16 protein-coding genes are annotated in these 18,585 nt (G+C 68.3%); 11 read left to right on the plus strand and 5 right to left on the minus strand.

What is annotated here, in order from left to right:
• Positions 1-31 precede the first annotated feature (31 nt).
• From ACFO5X_RS04480 to ACFO5X_RS04490, 3 genes are all read right to left on the minus strand, one after another.
• The gene (locus tag ACFO5X_RS04480) at positions 32-172 is read right to left on the minus strand and encodes a hypothetical protein (protein WP_380716034.1); all 141 of its coding nucleotides are present in this window, start codon (positions 170-172) and stop codon (positions 32-34) included.
• Positions 173-380: 208 nt separating this feature from the next.
• Positions 381-749: a DUF6497 family protein gene (locus ACFO5X_RS04485; RefSeq protein WP_380716035.1), complete on the minus strand. Its 369-nt coding sequence runs from the start codon at positions 747-749 to the stop codon at positions 381-383.
• Between the two features lie 330 nt (positions 750-1,079).
• The gene (locus ACFO5X_RS04490) at positions 1,080-2,612 is read right to left on the minus strand and encodes an acyl-CoA carboxylase subunit beta (RefSeq protein ID WP_380716036.1); all 1,533 of its coding nucleotides are present in this window, start codon (positions 2,610-2,612) and stop codon (positions 1,080-1,082) included.
• Positions 2,613-2,823: 211 nt separating this feature from the next.
• On the opposite strand from ACFO5X_RS04490, the gene ACFO5X_RS04495 reads away from it, so the two are divergent.
• The 9 genes from ACFO5X_RS04495 (at position 2,824) to ACFO5X_RS04535 (ending at position 13,181) form a co-directional block, all read left to right on the plus strand.
• On the plus strand, positions 2,824-4,038 hold the full coding sequence (locus ACFO5X_RS04495; protein WP_380716037.1) for a multidrug effflux MFS transporter: 1,215 nt from the start codon (positions 2,824-2,826) through the stop codon (positions 4,036-4,038).
• Positions 4,039-4,102: 64 nt separating this feature from the next.
• On the plus strand, positions 4,103-5,491 hold the full coding sequence (locus tag ACFO5X_RS04500; RefSeq protein WP_380716038.1) for a helix-turn-helix domain-containing protein: 1,389 nt from the start codon (positions 4,103-4,105) through the stop codon (positions 5,489-5,491).
• A gap of 48 nt (positions 5,492-5,539) precedes the next feature.
• Entirely contained in the window at positions 5,540-6,154 is a 615-nt protein-coding gene (locus ACFO5X_RS04505) for a pyridoxamine 5'-phosphate oxidase family protein (protein ID WP_380716039.1), read from the plus strand.
• A gap of 450 nt (positions 6,155-6,604) precedes the next feature.
• Positions 6,605-7,813, plus strand: a complete 1,209-nt coding sequence (locus ACFO5X_RS04510; RefSeq protein ID WP_380716040.1) for a thiolase family protein — start codon at positions 6,605-6,607, stop codon at positions 7,811-7,813.
• On the plus strand, positions 7,810-9,342 hold the full coding sequence (locus tag ACFO5X_RS04515) for an AMP-binding protein (RefSeq protein ID WP_380716041.1): 1,533 nt from the start codon (positions 7,810-7,812) through the stop codon (positions 9,340-9,342). The genes ACFO5X_RS04510 and ACFO5X_RS04515 overlap by 4 nt, the downstream gene beginning before the upstream one ends.
• Positions 9,343-9,408: 66 nt before the next feature.
• Positions 9,409-10,377: a TRAP transporter substrate-binding protein DctP gene (gene dctP, locus ACFO5X_RS04520; protein WP_380716042.1), complete on the plus strand. Its 969-nt coding sequence runs from the start codon at positions 9,409-9,411 to the stop codon at positions 10,375-10,377.
• Between the two features lie 8 nt (positions 10,378-10,385).
• A complete protein-coding gene (locus ACFO5X_RS04525) occupies positions 10,386-10,916 on the plus strand; it encodes a TRAP transporter small permease (RefSeq protein ID WP_380716043.1) in 531 nt (176 codons plus the stop codon).
• Positions 10,913-12,232, plus strand: coding sequence for a TRAP transporter large permease (locus ACFO5X_RS04530; protein ID WP_380716044.1), 1,320 nt, complete (start codon positions 10,913-10,915; stop codon positions 12,230-12,232). The genes ACFO5X_RS04525 and ACFO5X_RS04530 overlap by 4 nt, the downstream gene beginning before the upstream one ends.
• A gap of 13 nt (positions 12,233-12,245) precedes the next feature.
• On the plus strand, positions 12,246-13,181 hold the full coding sequence (locus ACFO5X_RS04535; RefSeq protein WP_380716045.1) for a LysR family transcriptional regulator: 936 nt from the start codon (positions 12,246-12,248) through the stop codon (positions 13,179-13,181).
• Positions 13,182-13,250: 69 nt separating this feature from the next.
• Here ACFO5X_RS04535 and ACFO5X_RS04540 read toward each other — a convergent pair whose 3' ends face one another.
• Complete coding sequence (locus ACFO5X_RS04540) at positions 13,251-13,805, minus strand: YqgE/AlgH family protein (RefSeq protein ID WP_380716047.1); 555 nt, start codon at positions 13,803-13,805, stop codon at positions 13,251-13,253.
• Between the two features lie 155 nt (positions 13,806-13,960).
• Between ACFO5X_RS04540 and ACFO5X_RS04545 the strand changes: the two genes are divergently transcribed.
• Positions 13,961-14,770, plus strand: coding sequence for a protein-disulfide reductase DsbD domain-containing protein (locus tag ACFO5X_RS04545; RefSeq protein ID WP_380716048.1), 810 nt, complete (start codon positions 13,961-13,963; stop codon positions 14,768-14,770).
• 6 nt (positions 14,771-14,776) lie between these two features.
• Positions 14,777-15,193, plus strand: a complete 417-nt coding sequence (locus tag ACFO5X_RS04550) for an NUDIX hydrolase (RefSeq protein WP_380716049.1) — start codon at positions 14,777-14,779, stop codon at positions 15,191-15,193.
• Positions 15,194-15,197: 4 nt separating this feature from the next.
• Here the strand turns inward: ACFO5X_RS04550 and ACFO5X_RS04555 are convergent, their stop codons facing one another.
• Positions 15,198-18,584 carry an efflux RND transporter permease subunit gene (locus tag ACFO5X_RS04555; RefSeq protein ID WP_380716050.1) on the minus strand — a complete coding sequence of 1,129 codons (3,387 nt, stop codon included), beginning with the start codon at positions 18,582-18,584 and terminating at the stop codon, positions 15,198-15,200.
• Position 18,585 lies beyond the last annotated feature (1 nt).

Consider the following 18,585-nt stretch of genomic DNA (forward strand, 5'->3'; position numbering starts at 1 on the left):
GACCGGCGCCTGTGCCGGTCCTGCGCCTGTCTTACTTGAGCTTGCCGGTGAACACCGGTTCGGTCGAGATCGGCTCGGGCTGGACCACGACATAGTCGTCACGGGTGTTGCCACAGGCGGATACCAGGCCGGCAAAGCCGACGAGGGCCGCGAAAAGGATCGCTTTCGACATTCAGTTCTCCTGCTTGTTTTTTCTTCGGAGCCTTCTGGCCCCGACTGCCTCAATTTTGCGGGGTCCGCCGCAGGGGCGGATCCCGTCAGGAGAATAGCCCATCGCGGGGCGGAAGCGAATGATCTGCCAAAGGCTTGGGGGCGCTGTGACTCCAAAGCCGCAGCGGCCGGCGAAAGCCCGCCGAGGCGCGCAAGATGTTGTGGATACATCAGAAAGCCTCCCAGATGCAGCGGCCCTCTTCGGGGCGGTAGACCTCGAAGAACTGGGTCGCGTCGGGGTCTGTTTCGCCGAAGGGGACCTCGCGGTCCATCATCGAGATCACGATCCGCGCGGCGGCGAGGTTCTGCGAGGACATGTAGGGCAGCGCGAAGCTGTTGCAGATGTATTCCATGTCGGCCGAGGCGGCGGCCGAATCGACGCTGCCGCCGTCGCGGGCGATCTGGGGCGCGAGGAAGCGGAAACGCAGCCAGATTTCGCCGGGGGCATCGTCGATCAGCACTTCGGACAGCGTCAGCGGCTGCTGCGAGGGCACCGCGGTCAGGGTTTGCGCGTTCAGGGGGGCGGCCAGCAGGGCCAATCCGATGATTATGCCGCAGCCCCGGCCCCTCCCTCGCGGGTGAGCTCCTCCTGCCGGGGCCGCAGGCGCAGCGCCAAGGCGTCGCGCAAACCGGTTAACGTCACGTAACGTCATGACGCTGATTCGTTCAATAGCAGGAGAGTGTCGGTTGATGCCTTTTTAGGCAACAAAAAAACGACAGAATGTCGCACCCGGGGGCAGTTTGCGCGCAGGGCAGGACCGCCCTGCCCCGCAGGTGCGGGGTGGCCGTAGAAGGGCGGGCTGGTCCTGGGCGAGGTCATCGGAGTCTCCGTAGGGCGGCCGGTCTTGGGGCGGCGGGCAAGCCCCGCCCTACAGCGGAATGTTGTCGTGCTTCTTCCACGGGTTGCTGAGCTGCTTGTTGCGCAGCGAGGCGAAGGCGCGGCTGACGCGGCGGCGGGTGGAATGGGGCATGATCACCTCGTCGATGAAGCCCTTTTCGGCCGCGACGAAGGGGTTGGCGAAGCGGTCTTCGTAGGTCTTGGTATGCGCCGCGATCTTTTCGGGGTCGCCGAGGTCGGCGCGGTAGATGATCTCGGTCGCGCCCTTGGCGCCCATGACCGCGATCTCGGCGGTGGGCCAGGCATAGTTGAAGTCGCCGCGCAGGTGCTTGGAGGCCATCACGTCATAGGCGCCGCCATAGGCCTTGCGGGTGATGACGGTGACTTTCGGCACCGTCGCCTCGCCATAGGCGAAGAGCAGCTTCGCTCCGTGCTTGATGACGCCGCCGTATTCCTGGCCGGTGCCCGGCAAGAAGCCCGGGACGTCGACGAAGGTGAGGATCGGGATTTCGAAGCAGTCGCAGAAGCGCACGAAGCGGGCGGCCTTGCGCGAGCTGTCGATGTCGAGGCACCCGGCGAGCACCATCGGCTGGTTCGCGACGACGCCGACGGTCTGGCCTTCGAGACGGATGAAGCCGGTGATGATGTTCTTGGCGAAATCTTCCTGGATTTCGTAGAAATCGGCCTCGTCCGCGACCTTCAGGATCAGTTCCTTCATGTCGTAGGGCATGTTCGGGTTGTCGGGGATCAGCGTGTCGAGGCTGGGTTCGACGCGGCCCGGCTGGTCGAAGAAGGGACGCACGGGCGGCTTTTCGCGGTTGTTCAGCGGCAGGAAGTCGACCAGGCGGCGGACCTCGGCCATCGCCTCGACATCGTTCTCGAAGGCGCCGTCGGCGACGGAGGATTTCTTGGTGTGGGTGGAGGCGCCGCCGAGTTCCTCGGCCGTCACCACCTCGTTCGTCACCGTCTTCACCACGTCGGGGCCGGTCACGAACATGTAGGAGGTGTCCTTCACCATGAAGATGAAGTCGGTCATCGCCGGAGAATAGACCGCGCCGCCGGCGCAGGGGCCCATGATGACGGAGATCTGGGGCACCACGCCCGAGGCCATGATGTTGCGCTGGAACACATCGGCGTAACCGGCGAGCGAGGCGACGCCTTCCTGGATGCGTGCGCCGCCCGAGTCGTTGATGCCGATGACAGGCGCGCCGTTCTGCACCGCCATATCCATGATCTTGCAGATCTTCTGGGCGTGGGTTTCCGAGAGCGAGCCGCCGAAGACGGTGAAATCCTGGGAGAAGACATAGACCATGCGGCCGTTGACGGTGCCCCAGCCGGTCACCACGCCATCGCCGGCGGGGCGCTGTTTTTCCATCCCGAAGTCGGTGCAGCGATGGGCGACGAACATGTCGAATTCCTCGAAGCTGCCTTCGTCGAGCAGGAGGTCGATCCGTTCGCGCGCGGTCAGCTTGCCGCGCTTGTGCTGCGCGTCGATCCGCGCCTGGCCCCCGCCCAGACGGGCATCGGCGCGGCGGTTCTCCAGCTCGGTCAGGATGTCTTTCATCTCGCGGCTCCCAATCAGTTTGCGCGACCATAAACGGGTACGGGGGCGGGCCAAAGGGGAATTTGGCAAATTTGCAACTAAAGCAGTTTGCTAACATCAATTTCTGCAAACTTGCGAAACCCGCCGACGGGAGCGGAGGGAGCGCCCTGCCCGTCAACCGGATGGGGCGAGGGGAATGGACAATTCACATGACAAGGAATAGCTCGGTTGCATGACCGTTCCGCGCCCTGTCCGTTTCCTTGACCGCCGCACGCCTCCGCATGTCGCCACGCTGGTATTGCTGACGGGTATGTCGGCCCTGTCGATGAACATCTTCCTGCCCAGCCTGCCGGGGATGACGGCCTATTTCCACACCGAATACAGCGTGATGCAGCTGTCGGTGGCGCTGTTCCTGCTGTTCAACGCGATCCTGCAGATCGGCATCGGCCCGATTTCCGACAGCCGGGGGCGGCGGCCGGTGATCCTGTGGGGCATCGCCCTGTTCCTGCTGGCGACGCTGGGCTGCATCTATGCGCCCACGGCCGAGCTGTTCCTGGTGGCGCGCATGTGTCAGGCGGTGATCGCGGTGGCGATGGTGCTGACGCGGGCCGCGGTGCGCGACCTTTACACCCAGGACAAGGCCGCGAGCATGATCGGCTATGTCACGATGGGCATGGCGGTGGTGCCGATGGCCAGCCCGGCGGTGGGCGGGCTGCTGGACGGGATCTTCGGCTGGCAGGCGAATTTCTGGCTGCTGTTCATCTTTGGCGCGATGTCGCTGGCGCTGGCCTATTTCGACTTTGGCGAGACGGCGGTGCGCAGCGGCAAGAGTCTGGGCGCGCAGGTCCGCGACTATCCGGAACTGCTGCGCTCGCCCCGGTTCTGGGGCTATACGCTGGCGGCGGCCTTCTCGTCGGGGTCGTTCTATGCCTATCTCGGCGGCGCGCCCTATGTCGGCACCGTGGTCTATGGCATGAACCCCACCGAGTTGGGCGTGTACTTCGGCGCTCCGGCCATCGGCTATTTCACTGGCAACTTCATCACTGCCCGGCTGGCCGCACGCGTCGGGGTCAACCGCATGGTGCTGGCGGGCGGGCTGCTGATCTTCTTCGGCGTCGGGCTGTCGATGATCGTGATGACGCTGGGCTATGGGTCGGCCGAGACCTTCTTCGGCTTCATGGTCTTCATCGGGGTCGGCAACGGGCTGACCATCGCCAACGGGACCGCCGGGGCGCTGTCGGTGCGGCCGCATCTGGCCGGCACCGCCTCGGGCCTGTCGGGCGCGATCATGCTGGGCGGCGGCGCGGGTCTGAGCGCGCTGGCCGGGCTGCTGCTGACCCCGGGCAGCGGGGCGATGCCGCTGCTGTGGATCATGATCATCACCGCCGCGGCGAGCGTCGTGTCGATCGTGCTGGTGATGCGCCGGGAAAAGCGGCTGCGGCTCTGATCCTCTTGCCGCCTGCGGTTTGCAAATCTATCCTGGCGCCTGAGCAAACTTGCAAAGGCGCGCCATGCCCGTCCAGAAACTCTATGCCGGGGCCAAGCTGCGCGAGATTCGCGGGCGCATCGGGCTGACCCAGAAGGACTTTGCCGCCAAGCTGGGCGTGTCCCTGCCCTATCTGAACCAGATGGAGAACAACAACCGCCCGGTCAGCACCACCGTGGTGCTGGCGCTGGCGCAGGAGTTCGGGCTGGATGTGACCGAGCTGACCACCGGCGACAGCGAGCGGCTGGTCAGCGACATGCGCGAGGCGCTGGCGGATGCGATCTTTGCCGATACCATGCCGCCGCTGGCCGACCTGCGGCTGACCGCCTCGAACGCGCCGGCCTTTGCGCGGGCGTTTCTGGAGCTGCACCGCGCCTATCGCCAGACGCACGAGCGGCTGGCCTCGCTGGACGAGGCGCTGGGGCGCGAGGATGCGCGGCTGATCGCCAGCCCCTGGGACGAGGTGCGCGACTTCTTCCACTATTGCGACAATTACATCGACGCGGTGGACCGCGCCGCCGAGAGCCTGGCGCCAAAGGGCAATGTGGCCGAGGCCGCGCGCGCCCGGCTGAGTGGTCTGGGGGTGCGGATCGAGCCGGCCGATACCGGGACGCTTCGGCGCTACGATCCGGGCGCGCGGGTGCTGCATCTGTCGGCCCGTGCCGCGCCGCAGACGCAGGCGTTTCAGATGCTGCTGCAGCTGGCGCTGCTGGAACAGGACAAGCTGATCGAGGCGACGCTGGATCTGGCCCGGTTCCATTCCGACGAGGCGCGGGCCATCGCCAAGATCGGGCTGGCGAATTACTATGCCGGGGCGGCGCTGATGCCCTATCGCGCCTTCCTGGCGGCGGCGCAGGATTACCGCCACGACCTGGAGCGGCTGGCCGCCCGCTTCGGCGCCTCGATCGAGCAGGTGGCGCACCGGCTGTCGACGCTGCAGCGCCCCGGCGCCAAGGGGCTGCCGTTCTTCTTTGTCCGGGTCGATCAGGCCGGGACGATCACCAAGCGGCACTCGGCCACGCGGTTGCAGTTCGCGCGTTTCGGCGGGGCCTGCCCGCTGTGGAACGTGCACCGCGCCTTCGAGACGCCGGGCCGCTTCCTGCGCCAGCTGGCCGAGACGCCGGATGGCGCGCGATACATCAACATCGCCTGCGACATCTCGAAATCGGGCGGCCGGTTCGGCGCGCCAGTGCGCCGCTATGCCATCGCGCTGGGCTGCGAGGTGCGCCACGCGCCCTCGCTGGTCTATGCCGACGGGCTGGATCTGGAGACCGCCAGCGCCTTTGAACCCATCGGCATCTCGTGCCGCATCTGCGAGCGCAAGACGTGCCACCAGCGCTCGGTCCCGCCGCTGGAACGGCGGCTGACCATCGACCCCGATGCCCGCGGCGTGCTGCCCTATGAGGTGAGCTAGCCAAGGGGGATGGCTTTGGCCATAGTGCGCCGTAAGAAGGAGACGCACATGGACTTCATCGAAACCCAGGAGCAGCTGCGCGCGCTTTACGGCACGCCGCATGACGTCGCGATCCGCAAGCAGATGGCGCGGCTCGACCCCCATGCGAAGGGGTTTCTGGCCCGCTCGCCCTTCGTGATGATCGGCTCGCAGGACCGGGAGGGCCATGCCGACGTGACGCCCAAGGGCGACCGGCCGGGGTTCGTGCAGGTGCTGGACGACACCACCCTCGCCATTCCCGACCGCCCCGGCAACAACCGGCTCGACACCTGGAAGAACGTTGTCGACAACCCGGCGGTGGGGCTGCTGTTCATGATCCCCGGCATGAACGAGACGCTGCGGATCAACGGCACCGGCCGGCTGACCGCCGATGCGGATCTCTGCGCGCGGCTGGGGATGAACGGGCGGCCGGCGAGGGCGGTGCTGGTGGTGGCGGTGGCCGAGGTCTACATGCATTGCGCCAAGGCCTATATCCGCTCGGAGCTGTGGAAGCCCGAGACCTGGCCCGACCGCGCCGACCTGCCGACGCTGGGCGAAATCCTGCGCGACCAGCTGGCCATGGCCGAGACGCCCGAGGCGCTCGACACCCGCCTGGCCGAGGGCTATGCCCGCACCCTGTGGTAGCGCGCCCGTACCGGGCGCGAAGCCGCCTTGCGGCGGCTGCCTGCGGCGCAGGTATTTTTGAACCAGAGAAGGCAGCGGCGCCGCGCCTTCCCCTTCTCTGGTTTCCAAATACCTCGGGGGGCCGCCCGCAGGGCGGCGGGGGCAGAGCCCCCTGCTCAACCGGTATTTGGCAGTCCGGTTCCAGAGAGGTGCCGGAACAGGATGCATTGGCGCATCGGGTCGTCGGGGGCGTCGCGGAGTGCGTTATCCGGCCCGACACCGGCAGAGCGCCGCGAAGACCGTTTCCGGCTGCGTCGAGACACCAAAGCGCCGGTCCGGCGATCAGACTTTCCTTCCTTCGAATACAGAGACGGTTTATTTCAGTTTTAGGAATACTCATCCTGTCGTAGCGTGACCATGAGGAGCCGTTGTTCCGCAGGGAAGAGGCTTCAACCCGGGAACGGAACTGCCATGAACGCGCTCGCACATATTCCCTACGGTTGCTGGTGGTCCACTCCCTTCGCCCGCTGGCAGGGCAGCCTGTCCGACCTGCATAGTCTGAAACTCGCGGCGCATGTGGCCCGGGACGCGCTGGCGGCGCGCGGGATCGATGCCGGTCTGGTCGACTACGCCGTGCTGGGCACCACGGTGCCGCAGAAGGGGTCGTTCTACGGCCTGCCCTGGGTCATGGCCATGCTCGGGGCGGAAGGGGTCGCGGGGCCCACGATCGCGCAGGCCTGCGCGACCGGGGCGCGCATCCTCGCCAGCAGCTGCGACGAGATCGGCCGCGGCGACGCCTCGGTCGCGCTCGCCATCGCCGCGGATCGGGTGTCCAACGGGCCGCAGCTCTATTATCCGGCGCCCTCGGGTCCCGGAGGGGCGGGCGAGCCGGAGAACTGGGTGCTCGACAACTTCGGCAAGGACCCCCATGCGGGCGTTCCCATGGTGCGCACAGCCGAGAATGTCGCGGCAGAGGTCGGCATCTCGCTGGAGGAACAGCATGAGGTGGCCCTGTGCCGCTACGAGCAATACCAGGCCGCCCTGGCCGACGACCACGCCTTCCAGCGCCGCTTCATGATCCTGCCCTTCGACGTGCCGGACCCGCGGTTCCGCAAGGTGGTGCACCGGATGACCGGGGACGAGGGGATCCACCCGACCACGGCAGAGGGGCTGGCGCGGCTGCGTCCGGTGCTCGACGGTGGCACGGTCACCTACGGGGCGCAGACCCATCCCGCCGATGGCAATGCCGGGATGGTCGTGACCAGCGCGGAGCGGGTGGGCGATCTGACCCGGGACAAGGGCATATCGGTGCGCATCCTGTCTTTCGGACAGGCGCGCGAACGCGTCGCCTTCATGCCCGCCGCACCGATCCCTGCGGCGCGGCGGGCGCTTGCTGCCGCGGGCCTGGAGATCGCGGATATCGACGCGATCAAGACGCACAATCCCTTTGCGGTCAACGACATCGCCTTCGCCCGCGCCTTCGGGATCGATACCGGACGGATGAACAACTATGGCTGTTCGCTGGTCTGGGGCCACCCGCAGGGACCGACCGGCCTGCGCTCTGTCATCGAGCTGATCGAGGAGCTCGCGCTGCGCGGAGGGGGCACGGGTCTCTTCGTCGGCTGCGCGGCGGGCGACAGCGCCATGGCGGTGGTGCTGCATGTGGGAGATCCGGCATGACCGAGCCTCTGGGGGCCTACGGCAGCGTGGTCGAGATGCTGGAGGCGGCCGCGACGCGGGCGCCCGACCACCCCGCGCTTGTCTGCGAGCAGGTCGAACTGACCTATGCGCGCTATCGCGACTGCGTGGCGGCGCTTGCGGCGGATCTGGCGCGGGACGGGATCGGGGCCGGCGACAGGGTCGGCCTGCTGATGGGCAATTCCGCGCAGATCGCCGTCGCCACCTTCGGCGTGCAGGCGGCGGGGGCGCAGGTCGTGCCGCTCAATCCCGCCTATACGGAGTCGGAGCTTGGCCCGGTCCTGAAGGATGCCGACCTGGCCCTGCTGATTCACGACGCGGGGCTGGAGGAGCTGGCCGGGGCCGCGGCGCCAAAGGGGACGCGGTGCCTGATCGTGGGGCCGGGCGCGCGGGATCTCACGCAGCCGACGGGCGCGCCGCCTGCACCGCTCTCCCTGCCCGATCCGCAGACTCTTTCGACGCTGCAGTACACCGGTGGCACGACGGGGGCGGCCAAGGGGGTGGACCTGCGCCATGCCGCCGTCGCGGTCAACGTCGCCCAGCGCGAGGCGCTGCTGCCGACCGGCCCGGACGAGCGCGTCCTCGCGATCACGCCGCTGTTCCATGTCTACGCGGTGGCCATGGGGCTCTACCTGGCCGCGAATTGCGGCGGCACGCTGCATATCGTGCCCAAGTTCACCGCGGCGGCCGTGCTGCGCGACATCGAGCGCCACCGCATCACCTTCCTTTCCGCCAGCCCGACGATCTTCCAGGCGCTGCTGCGCGATCCGGCCTTTGCCGAAACGGACCTGTCCTCGCTGCGGGTCTGTTCCTCCGGCTCCTCCGCGTTGTCGGCAGAGGTCCTGCACCGCTGGGAAGAGGCGACGGGCTGCGCGATCTGCGAAGGCTACGGCCAGACGGAGGCGGGGCCGGTGCTGACCTACAACGCGCTGCACGGCCCCCGCCGGGCGGGCACCGTCGGCGTGCCCGTGCCGGCCACCGAGATCGAGATCGTGGACACCGACACCGGGCTCGTCCCGCTGGCGCCCGGCGCTGCGGGCGAGATCCGCGCGCGCGGCCCGCAGCTGATGGCGGGCTATCGCAACCGCCCCGAGGAAACTGCCGCGACGCTGCGCGACGGCTGGCTCTATACCGGCGACATCGGCAGGATGGACGACGCGGGGCATCTGGTGATCTGCGACCGCAAGAAGGACATGGTGGTAACCGCAGGCTACAACGTCTTCCCGCGCGAGATCGAGGAGGTGCTCTTTGCCATGCCGGGCGTCGCCGATGCCGCCGTGGTGGGCGTGGCCGACGACTACCGCGGCGAGATGCTCTGCGCCTTCGTCGTGGGGGCCGAGGGCGACCTGCCCGAAGAGCGGATCCGGGCCCATCTTGCGGAGCGGCTGGCCAAGTACAAGTGGCCCCGTGACATCCGGTGTCTCGCCGCCCTGCCCAAGACTGCCGTGGGCAAGACGGACAAGAAGGAATTGCGACAGGTGGCATCCGTGCCGCCCTCAGAACCGGCCTGACGGCACGTCAGGCTCAACCGGGGCCGGGCCGAAGGTTCGGACCCCAAACAAAAGACAGGGAAACCCATGATCAGGAGATCACTTCTTACCGCCATCCTCTCTGCCACGCTGCTGAGCGCGGGAGCGGCGGCGGCCGAAACCGTGCTGCGGGTCGGCACCTTCCTTCAGCCAACAGGCGTCTGGCATCAGCCGATCCAGCGCTTCATCGATCAGGTCAACGCCCGCGGCGCGGACCTCAAGCTGGAGCTGGTGGCGGACCCGTCCTCCATCAACCCGTTCCAACTCGGCGCGGCGGTCCAAAGCGGCGTCATCGATATCGCCTATGTCTCGGGGTCGTTCTACACCAACCTCGTCCCCGAGGCCGACGCGCTGAAGAACTTCAACCTCAGCGTCCAGGAGGTCCGGGCGAATGGCGCCCTGGACCTGATGGACAAGATCCACCGCGAGAAGATGGGCGTCGTGTTCCTGGGCAAGATCGTCGATGGCATTCCGCTGCAGATCTACACCGCGCGCAAACCCGAGAGCCTCGACCTGACCGGCTTTACCCTGCGCGGCACCCCGCTCTATCGCCCGATGATGGAGACGCTGGGCGCCGACGTGGCCCAGATGCCCGGCGGCGAGATCTACGGCGCGCTGCAGAGCGGCGTGATCGACGGCTATGGCTGGCCGCTGTGGGGGATCGGTGACCTGGGGCTGCTGGAGGTCACGAAATACCGGCTCGAGCCCGGGTTCTTCCGCTCCGAGATCGCGCTGCTGATGAACGCGCGCCGGTTCGACAGCCTGAACGACGCCCAGCGCGAGGTCCTCAGGGAGGAAAGCATCGCGGCGGAGAACTGGTTTGCCACCTTCCTGACGCAGGTCAATGCCGAGGAGATCGCCAAGCAGGACGCCGCCGGGATCGAGGCCGTCCGCTTTGGCGACGCGGAGAGTGCCGAACTGATCCGCAAGGCCGACGAGGCCGCCTGGAAAGAGATCATCGCCAAGTCGCCCCAGTATGGCGAAGAGTTGAAGTCCCTGACCTACAAGGCGGAATAGGCCCGGAGATGTCAGGCCTTCCGCGCGAACTCGACCGGTTGGTCGGCCTGGCGATCGACGGCCTCGGAGCGGTTTCCGGGGCTGTCGTCGCCTTCATCACACTGGCGATCAGCACCGACGTCGCCCTGCGGGCCCTGGGCCTGTCGACACTGGGCTGGACGCTGGAGACCTCGGAATACGGCCTGCTGATCGTCTGCTTCCTCGGTGCGCCCTACGTGCTGCGCCACGGCGACCACATCCGCGTGGACGTGCTGCTGCGCAAGGCGGGGCCGCGTCGGCGTGGCGCCCTGCTGTTCCTCGCCAACCTCATCGCCTTCGCGACCTGCCTCGTGCTGGCCTGGCTGGGCGCGCAGGAGGCGCTGGTGGCGTTCCGGCGCGGCGCGATGCTGTTCAAGGACATCGTGATGCCGCAATGGATCGTCCTGTCGGTCATGCCGATCGGGATGCTTCTGCTGGCCTGGGAATTCGCGCGGCGGATCCTGCTGCGCCTGAACGGCACGCCGGTCGCCGGAGAAGGCACCGAAGGGGTCGCGCTGTGAGCCCGGTCGGCTGGGAGCTGCTTCTGGGGCTGATGGGCGGCTTCCTGGTGCTGCTCATGGCCCTCGGCGTTCCGGTGGCCTTCGCGTTTCTCGCGCTGAACCTGGTGGGCGCCTATTTCATCTTCGGCGGTGTCGCCGGGATCAGCCTGCTGGTGCTTAACGCCACGGAGTCGATCGGGACCTTCGTGCTGGTCCCCATTCCGCTTTTCGTGCTGATGGGAGAGATCCTGCTGACCACGGGCCTTGCCACGCGGGCCATCCATGCCATCGAACGGGCCATCGCCGGCGTGCCCGGGCGGCTGTCGCTGGTCGCCATCGCCTCGGGCACCGTCTTCGCCTCGCTGTCGGGGTCGAGCATCGCCAATACCGCCGTGCTGGGGCGCGTGCTGCTGCCCGACATGCTGCGGCTGGGCTATCACCCCACGGTCAGCATCGGGCCGATCCTCGGCATCGGCGGGGTGGCAATGCTGATCCCGCCCTCCGCGCTGGCCGTGCTGCTCGGCTCGCTCGCGGGGATGCCGATCAGCAACCTGCTGCTGGCGGGTATCCTGCCCGGGCTGCTGCTGGCGACGCTCTACGTCGCCTACATCGTCATCGCCGTCCGGATGCGGCCCGGCCTGGCCCCGCCCGCGCCGGTGGAGCGCATGAGCCTGGGCGCGCGGCTCGCCCCCTTCGTGCGGGACGTGCTGCCGCTGATGGGAATCGTGATCGTCGTTGTCGGCTCGATTCTCGGGGGCTATGCGACCCCGTCGGAATCCGCCGCGCTGGGCTGTCTCGCCACCCTTATCGCCGCGGCCTGCTATCGCTCGCTGACCCTGCGCGCGCTGGTCGATGCGCTTATGGGCACGGTCCGCACCAGCGCGATGATCCTGATCATCATCTCGGGCTCCATCACCTTCTCGCAGATCCTGTCGTTCTCAGGGGCGAGCCGGGAGTTCGTGGAGGCGATCCTGGGCGTGGGGCTCGACCCGCTGGTGCTTGTGGCCCTGATGCTGCTCATCGCGCTTTTGCTGGGCACGCTGATGGACCAGGTCAGCATCATGATGATCACCCTGCCGATCTTCATGCCCCTGATCCACGCCGCCGATGTCGACCAGATCTGGTTCGGCGTCATGATGCTGGTGGCGCTGGAGGTGGGGCTGATCACGCCGCCCTTCGGCCTGCTGCTGTTCATCATGCAGTCGGTGGCACCGGCCGGCGTGTCGATGCGCGAGATCATGGTCGCGATCGTGCCCTTCATCCTGCTGGAGCTGGTCGGCCTCGGGCTGATCTTCGCCTTCCCGGTGATCGCGCTCTGGCTGCCGGGCTTCCTGTGACGGAGCCGGCGGGATGAAGGATTTCAACAGCCTGCTCGGCCGCCTCCGCCTGCGCCATTTCGACTTTCTGGACAGGCTGGGGACCGACGCGAACCTTGGCCGGGTCGCGACCGAGATGAACATGGTCCATTCCACCGCGACCAAGATGCTGCAGGACATCGAGGACACGCTGGGGCTCGTTCTGTTCACCCGCAACCGTCGCGGCATCCGCGCCACGCCGGGGGGCGAGACGATGATCAAGCTGGCCCGGCTGATCCTGTCCGATCTGCGCGCGGGCCACGCAGAGCTGTCGATCGTCGAGAAGGGCGGCGTGGGGCTGATCCGGATCGGGGTCTTTCCCGTGGTGACCGCGGAGCTGTTGCCGGCGCTCTATCGCCAGCTGCGGCAGAGTGCGCCGCGGCTCGACATCGCCATCGAGGACGGCGATGAGCTGCGCCTGACAGAGCGGCTGTCGGGAGGCGACATCGACCTGATCCTGGGCCGGATCGACGCCGGGCGGATCACTCCCGATCTGCGCCACCGGGTGCTTTACCACGAGGAGACGGTCGTCGTCTGCGGCGCCCAGAACCCGATCGCGGATGCCGCACCCGAAGATCTGCCGCGACTCATGTCGGAGGCGGAATGGATCCTGCCCACGACCACCACCGGCGCCAGCCGCATGGTCAGCACGTGGATCGTGAATGCGGGCTACAGCCCGCCGCGCATCGGTGTCGAAAGCATCTCGGCCCTCACGACCGCGGGGCTTCTGTCCAAGACCGAACTGCTGGGCATCTTTCCCCTGAGCGTCGGGCGGTCCTTCACGGAACTCGGCCTGCTGCGCCAGCTCCCGGTCTCCCTGCCGAAGACGGAGTTTCCAGTCGGCGTGATCTACCGTCGCGCGCAGGAGGATTCCTCGATCATCCGCACACTGATCGATCATTGCATCACGGCGACGCGCCATCTGTCCTGACGGGATCCCGGACCCTGTCGACGACCAAATACCGGTAAGGCAGAGGCCCCTGCGGCCTCTCCTTCCCGATCAGGCGTGGCCGGCGCTGGCGGAGAGCGTCAGCGGGTCGACGCCGATGGATTTGAGCGCGGCGCTCCATTTGCCGGCGTCGGGGGTGTCGTAGACCAGGGCGGGATCGGCCTCGGCGGTGAGCCAGCCGTTCATCGCGATTTCGGATTCGAGCTGTCCCGGGCCCCAGCCGGCATAGCCGAGCATCATCAGCGCCCTGCCCGGGCCGCGGCCGGCGGCGATGTCTTCGAGCACGTCAAGGGTGGCGGTCATGGCGAATTCATCGCCCACCACCATGGAATGTTCGCGCGGCGGCTCTCCCGGGGTGTGCAGCACGAAGCCGCGCGCGCCCTCGACCGGGCCGCCGAAATGCACCGGGGTGTCGCGGCCCGCGCCTTCGGGGCCGATGGAGAGCTGTTGCAGCAGGTCGGACAGGCGCACGTCGGCGGCCGGCTTGTTGACGATCAGGCCGAGCGCGCCGCTTTCGTTGTGGCTGCACATGTAGATCACCGAATGCTCGAACCGCATGTCGCCCATGCCCGGCATCGCGATCAGCAGTTTTCCGGTCAGATCCATGAGGGTCGGCTCCGTTCGGGCGGTGTGCGTCATTCCCCAGCATGGCCTTCCCGCCGCGCGGTCGCAAGCGACAGATGGGCGCGCCCCCCGGGTTGAAACGAAGCTGACCGCAACGTGACTTGGCTTTTGGCGCGCGGGCGCGCATCTAGAACGGCATGAAAACGCCCGCCGCCCTTGTGATGTTCCTTGCCGCCCTGATCGGAGGCGGCCCGCTGGCCGCGCAGTCGATCCAGCGCGAGGTGGTGCAACTTGACATGCTGGATGGCGGGATGACGCCGCGCGGCACCTATCTGGCCGCCTTTCGCCTGACGCTGGCCGACGGCTGGAAGACCTACTGGCGCGCGCCGGGCGATGCCGGGATCCCGCCCGAGGTGGTCTGGTCGGGCGCCGAGAACATCGGCAGCGTGGCGATGGCCTGGCCCACCCCGCATGTCTTCGAGCAGGCCGGGTATCGCAGCATCGGCTATACCCGTCAGGTGGTGCTGCCGGTCGAGATCACGCCGCGCCGGGACGGCGGGCCGCTGCGCCTGCGCGGCACGCTGGAGCTGGGTGTCTGTTCGGATGTCTGCGTGCCGGCGAGCCTGCATTTCGACCATGTCGCCGACCTCGACGCGCGGCCCAATCCGGCCATCGCGGCGGCGCTGGCGAACCAGCCCTACACCGCCGCGGAGGCGAAGGTGAAGGCCGCGCGCTGCCGCCTGCGGCCCTCGGCGGACGGGCTGCATCTGACCGCGACGCTGGACATGCCCTCGGCCGGTGCGCCCGAGACGGTGGTGATCGAACCCGGCGCGCCGGCGGTCTGGGCCTCGGAAACCGAAGCGCGGCGCGAGGGTGGCGCGCTGGTGGCCGAGGCGGATCTGGTGCAGGCGGATGGCAAGCCCTTCGCGCTCGACCGGTCGGCGGTGCGGATCACGGTGCTGGGGTCGCGCCATGCGGTTGACATCCGGGGCTGCGCCGCCGACTGATCGGGCATGACCCGACGACCCCTGCTTGGCGCCATCGCCGTTGTCCTGAGGGACGACCACGTTCTCCTCGCCCGCCGCGAGCGCGGGGGCGTGATGCTCTGGGGGTTTCCCGGCGGCCATGTGGAATGGGGCGAATCGGCGCTGGAGGCGGCGGTGCGCGAGCTGGCGGAAGAGACCGGGGTGCGCGCGCGGGCCGAGCGGTATCTGACCAATGTCGATGTGCTGATCCGCGCGGCCGGAGGCGCGACCGAGGTGCATTATCTGCTCGCCGTCGTGTTGTGCCGCTATCTGGAGGGCGAGGCGGAGGCGGCCGATGACATCGCCGAGGCGCGCTGGGTGCCCTTCGCGGATGTCGAGGCCGGGCGGCTGACGCTGCACGATCAGGTGGCCGAGGTGCTGGCGCTGGCCCGCGCGGCGGGCTGAGGCCCTAGCGCCGCAGCGTCAGCGTGAGGGCGGTGGCGGCATAGGCCGCCAGCACCAGCAGCAACGCGCCGGGCACGAAGAGCGCGAAGGCGGCGGGCATCGGCGCCATGGCGGCAAGGCCCGGCAGCAGCGCGGCGATCGCCGGCATCAGCGCGCCGGTCACCGCCGCCCAGCCCAGCGTCAGCGCGAGCCAGGCGAGTACCGCCGCCAGCGCCGCCACCGTCACCGCCTGCAGCCGCGAGGGCGCGCGCAGGGCGCGGCGCAGCGCCGCCAGCGGGCGCGTCAGATCCTGCTGGATCGCCAGCACCGCCGGCACCACCAGCAGCACAATGACCATCCCGAAGGCGAGGCCATAGACCAGGGTGATCACCGTGGGCTTGAGGAACTGCGCCTCTTGCGAGCCTTCATAGATCAGCGGCATCAGGCCCAGCACCGTCGTCGCGGTGGTCAGCATGACCGGGCGCAGGCGGTCGACGGTGCCGTCGATGATCGACGGCACTAGGCCGCGGTCGCGGGCGTATTCGTCGATGGTGGAGACCAGCACGATGGAGTCGTTGATGATGATCCCGGTCATGCCGAGCAGGCCGACGACCGTGAACATCGAGAGCGGCACCTCCCAGTGCCAGTGCCCCCAGATCGCGCCGACGAGGCCGAAGGGGATGACCGCCATCACCACCAGCGGCCGGGTCCAGCTGGCGAAGACCCAGGCCAGAACCAGATAGATGCCGGTCAGGCAGAGCGCGAGGCCGGCGGTGGCGTCGCTGAGGAATTCGGATTCCTGCTCGGACAGGCCGGCCATCTGCCAGTCGACCTGCCGGATGCTGGCGATGTTCGGCAGGATCTCGGTTTCCAGCGCGCGGGAGATCTCCTCGGCGCGGGCCGGGTCGTCTTCGGAGATGTCGCCCGTCACCTTGATCAGCCGCACGCCGTTCTCGCGCCGGACGGTCGAGAAGCCGGTGCGCTGTTCGACGCTGACGATATCGGCCAGCGGGATATAGGCCCCGGCGGGGGTGCGCATCAGCGTGCGTTCGAGGAAATCGGCGGTCAGCTCGCCCTCGGGCAGTTCCACCCGGATCGTCGCGCTGCGCGGGCCGTCGGGATAGGTTGCCGCCTCGATCCCGTTCAGCCGGGCGCGCAGGGCGCGGCCGAGCGTGTCGATGGTGAAGCCCGCCGCCTGCCCCTGCGGGGTGAGGTCGAGCACCAGTTCTTCCTTGTCGTAGGCCAGGGTGTCCTCGACCGCCGAGACCTCGGGATAGCGCAGCAGCGCCGCCTGCAGATCCTCGCTGGCGGCCTTCAGCACCTCGGCATCGGCGCCGTAGAACTCGACATCGAGCGCGTCGCCCCCCGGACCCGAGCGCCAGCTGCGGAACGACAGCACCTCGGTCAGCGGGTGCTGGCGCACCTTTTCCTGAAGCTCGGCGACGAAATCGAAGCTCGAATATTCGGGGCGCAGGTCGGCCTCGATCAGCTCGATCGAGATGCCCCCCAGCAGGTCGGCGTCCTTGGTATCGGCGCCGGCGAGCCCGCCCCCGGCATTGCCGCCGATCTCGGCGATCACGTATTTCAGCGGGTTGACGCCGGTGCGGGCCTCGTAGGCGCCGGCCACCTCGTCGGTGGCGCGCTGAAGCTCGTGCATCATCGCCAGCGTGTCGGTGCGCGTGGCACCCTCGACCATGGCGAAGTTGCCGGTGACCGAGCCCTGTTCGGGCGAGTTGAAGAAGCGCCACTGCACGTCGCCCCGGATGAACAGGGCAATCTGCGCGGCCAGCAGGGCGATGGCGCCCGCCAGCACAACATAGCGCGCCTTGACCACCAGCCCGATCAGCGGCGCGAAGAGCGTATCGCGCACCCAGCGGAAGCCGGCATTGACGGTGCGGTTGGGCCAGTCGTACCAGTGCCGCTTGTCCGCGTGGGTCAGCGCATGGCCCAGGTGGTTCGGCAGGATCAGGAAGCATTCGACCAGCGAGGCGGTCAGCACCGCGATCACGGTAAAGGGGATGTCCTGGATCATGTCGCCGAAGCGGCCGCTGATCACCGTCAGCCCGAAGAAGGCGATCACGGTGGTCAGGGTCGAGGCGAAGACCGGCACCGCCATGCGGCGCGCGGCGGTTTCGGCCGCGACCACCGGGTGTTCGCGCAGGCGCCGGGCGCGGTAATCGGCGTGTTCGCCGACGACGATGGCGTCGTCCACCACGATGCCCAGCGTCAGGATCAGGCCGAAGAGGCTGATCATGTTGATCGTGATCCCGGCGGCATACATCACCGCCAGCGCGCAGAGCATGGAGGCCGGGATCCCCGCCGCCACCCAGAGCGCGATGCGCGCGTTGAGGAAGAGGAACAGCAGCACCACGACCAGCAGCAGCCCGGTCAGGCCGTTATCGATCAGCAGATCCAGCCGCGCGGTGATCGCCTCGGCGCGGGTGCGGGTCAGCTCGATCGTCACGCCCTGCGGCAGGCTGGCCTGCATCGCCGCGGCCACATCCTCGACCGTGTGCTGGATGCCGATGGCGTCGCCCTTGGCCGAGCGGCTGACCTGCACCGTCATCGCCGGATTGTCGCCGACGTAATAGCTGCGGATGCGGTCCGCGCCCTCGACCCGTATGGTGGCCACATCGCCCACGGTCAGGCGCGAGCCGTCGGGGTTCAGCCGCAGGGCGATCCCGGCGATATCCTCGGCGCTGCGCTTCTCGGTGCCGGTGCGCACGCGCGCGTTGGCGCCGGTGACATCGCCCGCCGGATTGCCGTCGACCCCGGCCGCGATGGCGCCGGCGATATCGGTCATGGCGATGTCATGGGCGATCAGGTTGGCCGAGGGCACCTCGACCACCGTCTGCGGTGCGGCGACGCCGCGGATGTCGGTGCGCGTGACCCCGGCGGCAAAGAGGCGCGTCACCAGTTCGTCGGCCAGCAGGCCGAGCTGGCGCGGTTCCAGCGGGCCCGAGATCACCACATCGGTCACCCGGTCGCGCCAGACGCCGGCGCGCACCACCGGTTCGTCCGCGTCTTCGGGCAGGCTGGTGATCAGGTCGAGCGCGTTCTGCACGTCGGTGGCGCCGCGCGCCATGTCCCAGCCGGGTTCAAATTCCAGCGTGATCTGCGCCCGCCCCTCGCGCGAGGTGCTGGAGCTGCTGGCGACTCCGTCCACGGCCAGCAGCGCCGGTTCGACCAGCTGGACGATGGCGTTGTCCACGTCCTCGGGGCCGGCGCCTTCCCAGGTGACGCTGACGGTGACGGTATCGACCACCGTGTCGGGGAAGAACTGCGTGCGCATGTTCGGCGCGGCGGCGAGGCCCAGCACCAGCAGCACGACCAGCAGCAGGTTCGCGGCCGTACGGTGGCGGGTGAAGTAGGAGAGGATGCCGCCGGCGGCGCGCGGGATCTCGCGGGCCACC

The sequence above is a fragment of the Seohaeicola nanhaiensis genome (genome assembly GCF_042654245.1).
Lineage (GTDB): Bacteria > Pseudomonadota > Alphaproteobacteria > Rhodobacterales > Rhodobacteraceae > Seohaeicola_A > Seohaeicola_A nanhaiensis.